Annotated in this window: 7 protein-coding genes; all 7 read right to left on the bottom strand. The window is 36.2% G+C overall.

Features of this window, described 5'->3' with window-relative positions:
* Positions 1 to 42: 42 nt before the first annotated feature.
* Positions 43 to 1,683, bottom strand: coding sequence for a glycoside hydrolase family 43 protein (locus tag J2T03_RS04865; protein ID WP_307209768.1), 1,641 nt, complete (start codon positions 1,681 to 1,683; stop codon positions 43 to 45).
* Between the two features lie 138 nt (positions 1,684 to 1,821).
* Positions 1,822 to 3,081, bottom strand: a complete 1,260-nt coding sequence (locus J2T03_RS04860) for a glycoside hydrolase family 88/105 protein (RefSeq protein ID WP_307209767.1) — start codon at positions 3,079 to 3,081, stop codon at positions 1,822 to 1,824.
* Positions 3,082 to 3,092: 11 nt separating this feature from the next.
* Positions 3,093 to 4,091: a DUF4861 family protein gene (locus tag J2T03_RS04855; protein ID WP_307209766.1), complete on the bottom strand. Its 999-nt coding sequence runs from the start codon at positions 4,089 to 4,091 to the stop codon at positions 3,093 to 3,095.
* Between the two features lie 51 nt (positions 4,092 to 4,142).
* Positions 4,143 to 5,558: a pectate lyase family protein gene (locus J2T03_RS04850; protein WP_307209764.1), complete on the bottom strand. Its 1,416-nt coding sequence runs from the start codon at positions 5,556 to 5,558 to the stop codon at positions 4,143 to 4,145.
* A gap of 39 nt (positions 5,559 to 5,597) precedes the next feature.
* Positions 5,598 to 6,620: a pectinesterase family protein gene (locus J2T03_RS04845; protein ID WP_307209762.1), complete on the bottom strand. Its 1,023-nt coding sequence runs from the start codon at positions 6,618 to 6,620 to the stop codon at positions 5,598 to 5,600.
* 82 nt (positions 6,621 to 6,702) lie between these two features.
* Positions 6,703 to 8,526 carry a RagB/SusD family nutrient uptake outer membrane protein gene (locus J2T03_RS04840; protein ID WP_306842045.1) on the bottom strand — a complete coding sequence of 608 codons (1,824 nt, stop codon included), beginning with the start codon at positions 8,524 to 8,526 and terminating at the stop codon, positions 6,703 to 6,705.
* A 10-nt stretch (positions 8,527 to 8,536) separates the two neighbouring features.
* Positions 8,537 to 11,539, bottom strand: a complete 3,003-nt coding sequence (locus J2T03_RS04835) for a SusC/RagA family TonB-linked outer membrane protein (protein WP_307209760.1) — start codon at positions 11,537 to 11,539, stop codon at positions 8,537 to 8,539.
* Positions 11,540 to 12,311 lie beyond the last annotated feature (772 nt).

The raw sequence follows: 12,311 nt of genomic DNA, 5'->3' as shown, positions 1-12,311 counted from the left end.
TTTAAATATTCCTTGGGTCTTTGCGATTTACCAACCATAATTTTAATTCTTAGTAATCCTAAACCAATCAAAATCCGCATATCCACCGCGAGGTGCTTTGGTTGTGCTTATGCTGTATAAACCGACCTTAGCACCAATCCATTTTCCGGGTTTTGCCTGAAATACATCTCCCACTTTTGTGAAATTTTTCCCGTTCTCGCTGTAGCTGAACTGGCATAATCCATTCGGTTTGTTCACATTTACTTTTAAATAAGCTTCATTCCCTTTTAATTTTGTCTCAAATAAAACCTTTTCTTCCCCGCCTTTATCAGCCTTTTCGGCCCTTCTTAACTGTAAATAAAATCCATCCGGTTTATTGGTAATTATGATGGATTCATGATCTAATCCCATCACTAAAAGTCCTGCGGTTTTTCCTTCTTTGGCGTCTTCGGGAATTAATTTAACCTTCGTTGAAGCTGCAAAATTCGGAGCAGGGAATTTTTGAGTTAATAAATTCGGAACGTTCCAGAGATTTTTTTCACCTTCAGGAACTTTCATTGAGAACAATCTTAAAAAATTCTGTCCAGGAAGTTTTGATGACCAGACGATATTTTCATTCGCGCTCCATTGCCATTGAATGCCTAATTTTTCACCATCAAATTCATCCGTTTCAGGAGGTGTAGCGGTAGGGTAGGATTGTCCTATGTTTGGCTTTTTATAGGTTAAAACCGGCTCGCCGATTCCATTTTTATTATTGTCGATTCCGATGACAGGCCAGTCTTTTTCCCATTTCATAGGCTGCAGGTGAACGATTCTTCCACCTGCATCAATATCCTGAAAATGGTAGAACCAATCTTCACCTGAAGGTGTATCCACCCAAGCTCCCTGATGAGGGCCGTTGATTTTCGTTGAACCTTGCTCCAGTACAACTTTTTCTTCGTAAGGACCATAAATATTTTTTGATCTCAGCACCAGTTGCCAACCAGTTGCCACTCCGCCTGCAGGAGCAAAAATGTAGTAATAACCATTTCTTTTATAAAATTTCGGGCCTTCAATGGTTGGATGGGCATCGTGACCATCAAAAATATGAACGCCTTTATCCAAGATTTTTGTTCCTTCCGGATTCATTTTATTCACTGAAAGTAAACTTTTCACACCTGCGCGACTTCCTGCCCAGCCATGAACTAAATATGCATTTCCATTATCATCCCAAAACGGACAAGAATCAATCAGACCTTTTCCTTCCATCACTAAAACCGGTTTTTCCCAAGTTCCCAACGGATCTTTGGTTTTAACCATATAAATTCCAAAATCGGGGTCACCCCAATAAATATAAAATTCACCTTTATGGAACCTGATGCTTGGTGCCCAAACTCCGTCACCTCTTTTGGGAGTTGAAAAATGGTCATTGGGAAGAACATCCGGAAGTGCATAATTCACTAATTTCCAATTAACCATATCTTTTGAATGGAGAATAGGCAGTCCCGGAGCTTCATTGAAACTTGAGGCTGTCATATAATAATCTTCATCGACACGAATCGCATCCGGATCGGAATAATCTGCATACAAAATCGGATTTCTGTAATTTTTCCCCTGATCGGCTGTCCAAACTTCGGAAACATAATTTTTTTCCTGGGCATTCAAATAATTTGATGCAACAGAAAAAACTGTGATTGAAAGTATATTTAAAATTTTGTTTGTCATAAGCAGATTTTAATCTGTTTTTTAATGCAATAGGCGCAAATATTTTTTAATATTCCTGCATACTTTTCGTTTGCAAAGGCATTTCACCCAGCAAAGAGGAGAAAATTTATGCTTAGAATTCAACAGATACTGAATTAATTATTTTTCAAATTCCAGGCTTGCCAAAATGAACGGTCCTGTTCCTTTTGCGTCGTTGGAACGAATTTCCTCATTCACATAATATTCATATGAGCCGTCTCTGTAAGGTTTTCCACCTAAGCCAGCTACTGCACAACATTTATTTAAGTTTACAACTCCGTTTTCGTCAACGGTAATTAAATTTTTGATGATTCCGTCGTAGCCTTTTTTAGCATAAGCTCTATAAGATTTTGGAAGGTAACCGTTGTTGACAGATTTAATGATTGTGTAAACAAACATTGCCGATGCTGTAGCTTCTTCATAATTACCATTTGCTAATGGCTTATCCAAAACCTGATACCAAAGTCCGCTATCTTTGTCCTGGACTTTGATGATGGCATCGGTGTAAGATTTTATGTAAGAAATTAATCTTGCTCTTCCCGGATGATCTTTAGGTAAATAATCCAAAACATCCACCATTGCCATTCCGTACCAACCCATCGCTCTTCCCCAGAAATTCGGGGAAAGCCCGGTTTCTTTGTTTGCCCAGGCCTGTTCTTTGCTTTCATCCCATGCGTGATAAAGCAATCCGGTTTTTTTGTCTAAAAGATTCTTTTGAACCGAATCAAACTGAAAAATAATATCATCATACGCTTTTGCTGCTTCCGGGCCTTTTACAAAATCCTTAGTGTAATGTGTGTAGAACGGCATTCCCATGTACAGGCCATCCAACCAGACTTGGTACGGATATATTTTTTTATGCCAGAAAGATCCTTCTTTAGTTCGTGGCTGCCCATCAATCTGGGAACGGAGGGTTTGAAGGGCTTTCAGGTATTTTTCTTTTTTCTCTTTTTCGTAAAGATATAGCAGAACATTTCCGCTGTTCAGAAGGTCGATATTGTACTTTTCAATCTCATAGGTAAGAATTGTACCGTCTTCTTTGATTAGTTTTTCTCCGAATTCGCTGATGTAATTATAATATTCTTTTTTACCTGTTTTTGTGTATAGTTGTTCAGCAGCATCCAAAACAATTGCCGATGGATAGGTCCATTTCGGGCTTTTGCTGAAATCGAGCATCCAGGATTCCGGGAAACGGTGCATTTCGGAAAGCATCATTCTTTCAGACCATTTGAGATTTGTAGGAACTGCTTTTCCTGATTTTGAAATTTCTGCTGAAGGTTTTGAAGCGGTTACAGATTTTGTTTGTGCACAAGCTAAAAACATTCCTGAACCTAAAGCGGCAAATGCTAATAATTTTATATTGTGATTAATGAAATTCATTATTTTAAACTTTAAAGTTGATTAGTTTTATCTAAAATATCCAGTTTTTTATCCAAATCCTGGTAAAATGCTTCTTCTGTTATCAAACCATTTGGCTCCAATGACCAGGCCCCCAAAAAGTAATAAGAAACATTCTTTGTTTTCTTGAAAACTATAGTATGAGTGGATTTTGTCTTAACATATTTATCAAAACTTTCAAGAGGATAGAAGACTGCCATTCCCAGATTGTCATCTTTTTTGGTTTCTGTTTGATTACCGTAAGTAGCCATGTAGCCCCATTTTTTATTTTTACTGATTCCCTGTTTTAACGGAATATTTTTAATGGCAACAATTCCTGTACATAATCCTGAAATGGTATTGTTTAGGTTTAAATCTACTTTTACAAAACGGTCTTTATTAAAAATCGTCAGTTTTGATTGCAAATCTATCGCGTTGCCCCAGGTTTTCCAGCCTTTGTAATCAATGGTTGCATAGGATTGATCTTCTTCATTAACTACTTTTACAGCTGTATTTTTTACGACTTTAAAGGTTTCAATAAAATCATTCTGCTCGTCATATCTTCCGTAAGAACCAATGCCAATGGTACGGCCTGATTTCAAAATATCCTGCCCCCACGGTGCATCGTGATGATAGGATTCAAAGCCGTCCTGCCCAACTTCAGGTAAAACCAAGGTGTTTACTTTTTTACCGAAAATATCTGTAGCATTTCTCCAATCCAGATATAGTCTATATCCGATCTGGTTGTTTTCCAGACCGATACCTTCATATCTGATATAGTAAGAGTGATCTGTATGTTCGGCAGGAAGAACAAGTTGGTTAATATTTTTAAAGGTTCCTCCAACATATTGATTGCCTTCCCATTTTCCGCCTTCTTTTACGGAAAGTTCCGCATAAGAAAAGGGAGCTTTTGGGTTTTTCTTAATTTTTTCAATCACGGAATTCTGAGCCAGAGAAAATGTTGAGCTCAAAAATGTTCCTGCAATTATTATTTTAAACAAACTGAATTTCATAATATTTTTTTATTAGATAACTGGTTTTTTAACTAAAAGTTCTCATGGTTATTAGGAGTGATGTTCTTCGGTTATTTTTTTAACCAGATCGTTAAAATATACTTCAATATTATCGTAATTTTTATCCAAATCCCGTCCGTTGGGATTGGCAACTTTCGGGTCTAATTGATTTTTAATTTCCCATTCATCGGGCATTCCGTCGTTGTCTGCATCGGGAAGGGGGTTGCCAGAGCTTAAATTTGGAAATCCGCCTGCATCATTTTGAGAATCAATGATTCCGTTGGTGCTTCCTTTTGAACCTTTGTAGGTGAAACTTCCATTTTTTGCATCTTTTAAAACATGCAAATCAACGGCATCTCTCACCAGACTTGCCCCTCCGAACTGTAAAATTTTCTCATAGGCTTCTTTTGCAGAATGAGTTTTTACATTGTCCTGAATATCATGTGGCTGATTGATTTTAATAGAGTTTTTATCTTTATCTGTCAGATTATAGGCCTTCATTTGACCGAAAACACCTTTCGTCCAGTTGTCCTTTGTGATTTCCGGGCTTCCTTCCACAACATTTCCATTGATGTAATATTTGCCCCAAATGTTGTACACTTCGGCTTCTCGTTTTTTATTTTTATCTATGGCGACAATCCGTTGCTTTGTTGTGGTCGCAGGACCGGGTTTGTAGTAATTATTAACAATATTTACGTTCATTCCTTCGCCGCCGTATACATTATTGTGCCCCCAATTGTAGATCACATTATTCCTGAAGTCGGTAAGATTGGTTAATGCAAATTTACTTCCCGCATATTCCCCTAATCTTGGATTTCTGCTGTCGTGATGGGCATACATATTATGGTGAAAAGAGGCAAATTTTCCGCCCGCGATTCCGCCATATCCGTGAGCACCTTTTTCATGGGTGGAATTTCTTAAACTTTCAGAAATTATACACCATTGAAGTGTTGTGTTTTCGTTGACGTAAATGGAAACTGTCTCATCCGTAGACCAGCTCATTGAGCAATGATCGACCATCAGATTTTTGATGAATCTTGCACCAAAAGCATCGCCCTGATATTTTTTCTGATCACCCATCCTGAATCTCATGTAGCGGATAACCACGTTATCTGTTGCTACAAAAGTTTCGTAATTGGCAACGGTAATTCCGTCTCCGGGAGCGGTTTGTCCGGCAATGGTGACATCGCCTTCTTTTATTTTCAAGGGTGATTCTAAGTAAATCGTTCCGCCGGTTTTAAAAACAATATATCTCGGTCCTTTCTGATCTAAGGCATGTCTCAAGGTGCCTTCTGAACCATCATCACTTAATTTTGTCACGAAATAAACTTTTCCGCCGCGTCCACCGGTTGTGTGCCTTCCGAAACCTTCTGCACCAGGGAAACTTAGGACGTTTTGAGCTTCAACAAAAGTAAAACTTCCGCATACGATTCCTATCGCCATTATTTTTGTGAAGTGTTTTTTCATGATTGAAAATTCTTTGATATTTTTACTTTTTGATTTAAATTATTTTAAACTTGTTTTCATATTCCAGTGGTCTTTTCCTTTAAGAATATTGTCAGTTGTGTATTTTTTTCTTTCGTGTATTGTTAGTTGGTGCGCCCACGAAGCTCTTTTTGCAGGACTGGCTCCGGACCCTTTTGAATTAAATTCTGCATAGAATGTTGTTTTTTCTGCATTGGGTTTGTTCCAATTGTGCCATCCTTCCGGTTTTATGGTTGAATTCATTTCGCAATCTATGTAAACTGTTTTGGCGAAAGGTCTCCAGGGTCTTCCTAAATAAACGGAATTTTCTTTGGCATTTCCGATAATTTTAGATTGAATAAAAACGAATCCGAATTCGCTTTCCTGTGGAGTAGAAGCGGCAGTAACGTAGCTTGCTGTTTCTTTAGAATAAATTGTACAGTTTTCGAAAACGGCGGTTCCGGCTCCGAAAATGTAGTCTGTGGTACCTTCGATGTAGCAGTTTTTAAAGTAATTTCTTGAAGGTTTTGTTTTATCTGTTAAATCCTGAGCACCTTTCAAATACAAAGTATCCTGATTTCCTAAGAATCTGCAGTTTTCAAAGGTAATTCTGTCACCCGAAGTTAAAACTGCAACAGCCTGTCCGACTCTTCCTGAGCTGTTTTCAAACGAAATATTTTTTGCTATAAAGTCATTTGAATAAATAAAAACCGTTGAAGAGCCTGTTGTTCCGATATCTTTTCCTTCCGAATTCTTTTTTGAAGCATAATCATCGTATGTGATAATTGTATTTTCGGGATTTTCCCCTTCAATACAAATTGGCCCTTTTGTGTCCGGAATAATAATTTTTTCTTTGTAAATTCCGGCTTTGATTAAAATTTTTGTTCTTGTCTCAGAATCATTTTCAATAACATCGATGGCTTGTTGTACCGTAATAAAATTACCTTTTCCGTCTTTTGAAACTATGATTATTTTATCATTGGTTTTAAAAGAAAGAAGATTTAAGAATATCATCGAAAGAATTGAAAATATTTTAAAATTTTTAATAAAAGTGGAAGTTTTCATTAAATAAATTTTGAGTTAAAATACAGACTTCTCTTGTGGCAGGAAGCCTGTATTTCTTTGATATGAATATGAAACTTTTTCTCTAATAACCGTAATCTTGTGTAAGATTGTAGTTGGAATTAATCACGTCTAATGCTATTGGCAGCAATTCTTTTCTGTTTGGCTGAAAATAATATGCATAGCTCTTGATAGGATCCCCACTGATATACGGCTGTGTCATAGCAAGTCTCCAGTTTACTTTTGTGTATCCGGGAGGTGTCGCCACACTTTGATTCGGGTTATAGAAAACATCAGCTTTTGTAACTCCACTTGCCGTATAAAAGTCAATATCCAATACATTTTGCTGAGCTGTATTTGCAGGTGTGTACGGTACTTTTTTATAGAAAATATATTCAGGGACGTTGGCATACATTCCTGTACCGTTCATGAACTGCGTAAGCTTCACTTTGGTTTCGTTAATTTTAGTTTCTAACAAATTCCAACGGATCAGGTCATATTTTCTAAGTCCTTCTCCTCCAAATTCTAATTGTCTTTCTTTAACAATAAAATTAAAGAATTCGTTTTTGGTCGTTGGGATTGTGCCCACTTGACCCAAATTCCCTGCATAAGCTCTCTGTCTAACAGCCAAAACAGCACTGATTGCATCTTGTGACGGACCGCTGTGAAGCTCGTTATCTGCTTCGGCAAACATTAATAAAATATCAGAATATCTTAATAACGGCCAGTCAATACCCAGGTTTTGAGATGTTCCTGTAATAGACGTCCATGATTTTCTAAATTTACCGTCATTCCAGTTAATTGCAGTTTGAAGTTCTTGCTGTTTTGTAGTATTTACTCTGAAAATGGCAATACTAACGTCTCTTCTTACATCATATTTTGTAAAATCGTAAAAATAAACAGGGATTGCATTGATCCCTCCTGAAGATTTCCAGTCTGTATCATCGTGTCGTAACCCGTTGTAATAACCAATTTTACTATCTGTTTTTGAATTTCCTCCGAAGGCTCCAATAGCATATATAACTTCATTCGTTGCATCCTGGCTGTTGGTGTGCAGGGATCTGAACAGTCCTTCATAACTTGGATTTAACTGATGCTGCCCGGAGTTGATGATATCTTTACATTCATCATATGCAATCTGATAATACTTCTGAGGATTGGATCCCTGTATCATTTGCTGTGGATTTCTTCTTAATGAATATCCTGCTCTTGCCAAAGCAATTCTTGCTCTCAAACCTTTTACAGCCCCTTTTGAAATTCTTTGTGAAGTTGTATTTCCTTCTGATTTCCAGGGAACAAAAGTTTCTGCTTTTAATAAATCATCAAGGATTTTATCATAAATTATATCCCGGTCTGTTTTTGCAAGGTACAGGTTAGGAAGATCAGCAGATGGAAGCTCCTGAAATGGCACATCTCCCCAGTTTTTTATAAGATCATGATAAAAATGGGCCCTCAGTGTTAAAGCTTCACCCAAATATCTGTCCATTAATTTTTTATCAGATTCCGAACCTGTCTGGTATACAGGAGAAAGCGGAATATTTTTAATAACAAGATTTGCTCTTTCGATGCCGGCATATGTATCTAAAAAAGGTTTTATAAGCTCAGTATTGGTGGGAATTGCCCCAAAACAACTTATACCTCTTCTGTCATTGGCATTATAATCACCGGAAGTTCTTAAATCATCACCGGACTGTGTTAAAATAAGGTTCATTCTCTGGCCATAGGTATTATCACCCATCGTACTGTTGTAAACTCCCACTAATGCGGAAAATGTATCTGAAACAGAATCAAATTGCTGTTTTTCTGCGGTATTGGATAAACTTTCTACTTCCAAATAATCTTCACATGAAGCTACGGACAGTAATCCCGCAACGGAAAATAGAATTGTTAAAAATTTATTTTTATTCATAATATTAGGTTTAAAAAGTGATATCAACCCCTGATAATATAAATCTGCTACGTGGATAAGCTGCATAATCCACGCCAGGTGTTAAGGGGTTTCTTCTTGTGTTTGCCTCAGGATCGTATCCGGAATATCCTGTGATTGTAAATACATTGTTCATTGTAAAATACAATCTGAAATTTGAAAATCCCAGCTGTTTCGTGAAATCTTTTCCAAGGGAATAACCAACTGTTACGTTGTTTAATCTCAGGAATGATCCGTCTTCAATGGCGTAAGAATGTAAGAAGTATGCACCTGCAGGGGGAGTCCACATGGTTGTATTGGCATTTAATGCAGCCAATGCAGTTGGATCATTTACTTTTATACCTGTATCATCAAACCATCTCCATCTGTCGGCAACTTCTGCCAGCATGTTGTTATCTCTGTAAAGATATTGCGTAGAATATTCTATTTTATTGGCATTATAAACTTTATTTCCTACGGAGAAGTTAAACATTAAGCTCATATCCCAGTTTCTATATCTGAAAGTCTGGTTGAACCCTCCATAGAATTTAGGTTGGGCATTTCCCAAATCTGTCATGTCCTTATTATCAATGATACCATCATTGTTAAGGTCCTGAAGTTTAAGATCTCCGGGCTGTATAGGCTTTGCTCCGTTGGCAGCAGCAGAGGCACTTGGAATACCGGCTTTTAATGTATATATCTGTGTTGTGGGATTGTAATCGAAGTCGTTTAATTCATATCTTCCTGCCGTAACATATCCCCAATAAGTACCTACCGGCTTGCCAACCTGTACTAAAAAATCATTCAGGTTATTCTGCCAACCGGACGGATAATAGTAAAAATTAGCACTTGCAGAGGCACTATTTCCTAAACTTTTAATTGTATTTCTGTTGGACGAAATATTGGCATCAATTTTCCAAGTGAAGTTTTCTTTGTTAATGACAGTACCTCCCACAGAGAATTCGATACCTTTATTGGTAGTACTTCCGGAGTTTTGATACTGATATTCATAACCCGTAGTTTGGGGAATTTTTGCCAAAAGCAAAAGATCTTTCGTATCAGTCTGGTAAACATCAAGAGTACCGTATATTCTTCCTTTAAATAGCGCGAAATCCAAACCTGCATTTTTGGAAGTTGCAGTTTCCCATTTCACGTTTTTGTTGGCCATGATATTACCTGTAGTAGCACCAGGCGTTACATTAGTTCCAAAAGCATAACCATAGTCTGAGGAGGTAATAAAGAATGTATCATATAAAAAAGAACCAATTCTGTTGTTTCCGGATAAACCATATCCTAAACGAAGCTTTAATTCGCTGATAGTTTTACTGTCTTTTAAGAAATTTTCTTCAGCAATTTTCCAGGCTACAGAAGCTGCCGGAAAATATCCCCATCTGTTTCCGGGCCCGAATACACTGGATCCGTCTGCCCTCATAGAAGCGGTAACAATATATTTGTTGTTGAAAATATAGTTGGCTCTTCCAAAGAAAGAAGCTAATCTGTCCGGAACCCTTCCTGCTTTTGGAGCATCCTGAACCAATCCGTTTGGTGGTGAAGCTGATTGAATATTGGCAAATGCTTCTTCTGCACTTATTGATTTTGGAAACCATTTAATATTAATTGCTAATGATTCACCGTCAGTTTTTACAATTTCCTGTCCGGCCAATAAGTCTAATTTATGTTTTCCAAATGTTTTTCTGAAATTTAAAGTATTGGTATTGGTGATTCTTCTTGTCTGGGCTTTGCTCAGGAATACCACTGGTTGATCGTTATTCTGTCTTGCAAGGCTGGTTATTGTTCCCGAAAACTGATTTACAAATTCGTCTCTCTGTACATATCCTATAACACTTCTGAACGTAAAATCTTTATTAATTTTATATTCTAAAGTTCCATTAAGCATTAGGTCGTTTCTACCGTTTTCCTTAATTTCACTATTAGCCAATAAAACTGGATTTACCAAGTTGGTCTGATCTGCAAATAGAGGATCAAACTCATCAACATTCACCGTTGAGCCTCCTTCAAATGGTTGATATCTTACAGCATTTCTTAATCTGTTAGTGCCCTGTGAACCTGTAGAAGATGTTCCGGCCCCGAAAATAGTCTGTCTGCTGTATCTTGCATTTAAAATAAGACTTAATTTTTTTGAAATATCATAATCATATTTAAAATTGGCCATATTCCTTTTAAAGCCTGAGCCGATCATAATTCCGTCTTCTTGAACATTATTTAAAGACAGTGAAAAAGATGATTTCTCAGTTCCCCCTGTAAGAGAAAGATTGTGGGTAAAATTGAATGCTTCTCTGCCGAAAACTTCATCCTGCCAATCTCTTTTCTTGATATCCTTATATTTTCCCAGCTCTTCAAAAGTTCCATATCTTGTTTTAAAAGCATCAATATCTGTTTGTATACCAGCTTTGTTATATAACTCGTACTGATAAAGCACATATTGATATGGATCTAAAACATCAATAGTATTTTGTATTGATCTTACGCCTAAAAATCCATTATAGTTAATAGATGTCTTGGCTTTCTTACGCCCTCCTTTTGTGGAAATAAGAACTACACCATTCGCACCTCTCGCTCCGTAGATGCTTGTGGATGAAGCATCTTTTAAAACTTCAATAGATTCGATCTCTTTAGGTGATAAAATAGATAGTGCATTATCCATCTGAACACCGTCTACGATATAAAGCGGAGCATTACTGCCGGTAATTGAGTTACCTCCTCTGATTACAATATCTACGTCCGCTCCAGGTGAGCCTTCACTTAACGAAACCTGAACGCCGGCCATTCTTCCTTGGATTGCTTCTGCAGCATTATTGGAAGGCATATCTTTTATGGCTTCTGCTTTTACAGAAGAAACGGCATTGGTAACATCTTTTTTGGAAACCTTAGAATAACCTACCAAAACCACTTCATCGATATTGGTTTCTTTATCCTTTTCTTGAGCCATTGCCAGGACAGGAAATAAAAAGAAAGTTAGATATAACCACTTTATTGATTGTACTTTTTTATCCATTTTGTATCCTTATAATTTTAATTTTTGGTTGAAAGTTTTTTTTCAATCGTTCTTGTCTTGTGTGGATTTGTAAGTATTTTACTGATTTTTAGTGGCAAATATTTTCTGAAAGATTTACACATTTTAGAGTGCAATCGATTGCGTAAATTTTCATGATAAATATCTTGGCTTCTAAACTAATATTATTTTTCAATATGCAAAGAAAAAAATATTATTTTTTCATTAATTTGACTGTTGAAAGGTGATTGGTTTGTAATATTTCAAATCATTATAATGTTGTAAAGTGTTGTAAATTAACAATTTGTTAATTTAAATGTAGCTTGAATATTGATGTATAAAAAATCAATTCTCTTTATTCTTAATTAATTTAAAACTTAAAATTTGCTTAAAATTTATCCGTTTTTACTCTTAAAAATTTCCCAAAAAGGATGGCCAGGATTATTTTTTTTACAATATTCCTGATTTTTGTCATCTTTCCAGGTCAATCTTCTCAGTTTTATTTTTTACTTCATATTAATTATTCTTATTGTGTGTAATATATACAGCTGTTTTGTTTTATTGTTGTCAAATCAATATTGAAATTTGGTTGTTTTGTTTTGGCATGATTTTATATTTAAACACTGTTTAAGCATTAATTTTGGTTAATATTATTCTTTCAATTCCTTGAATGCGCTCTTACTTTCCATGTTATTTTTAAATTTAATAGTCTGTAAACAAGCTGTTTATAAATTTAAATTAATTTTTTGTTAACTAATTAAAGAATAATTATATA

It is taken from the genome of Chryseobacterium lathyri, from assembly GCF_030812195.1.
GTDB classification, from domain to species: Bacteria; Bacteroidota; Bacteroidia; order Flavobacteriales; family Weeksellaceae; genus Chryseobacterium; species Chryseobacterium lathyri_A.
Note: the sequence above shows the minus strand (reverse complement) of the source record. Positions and strands in the feature narration are given on the sequence as shown.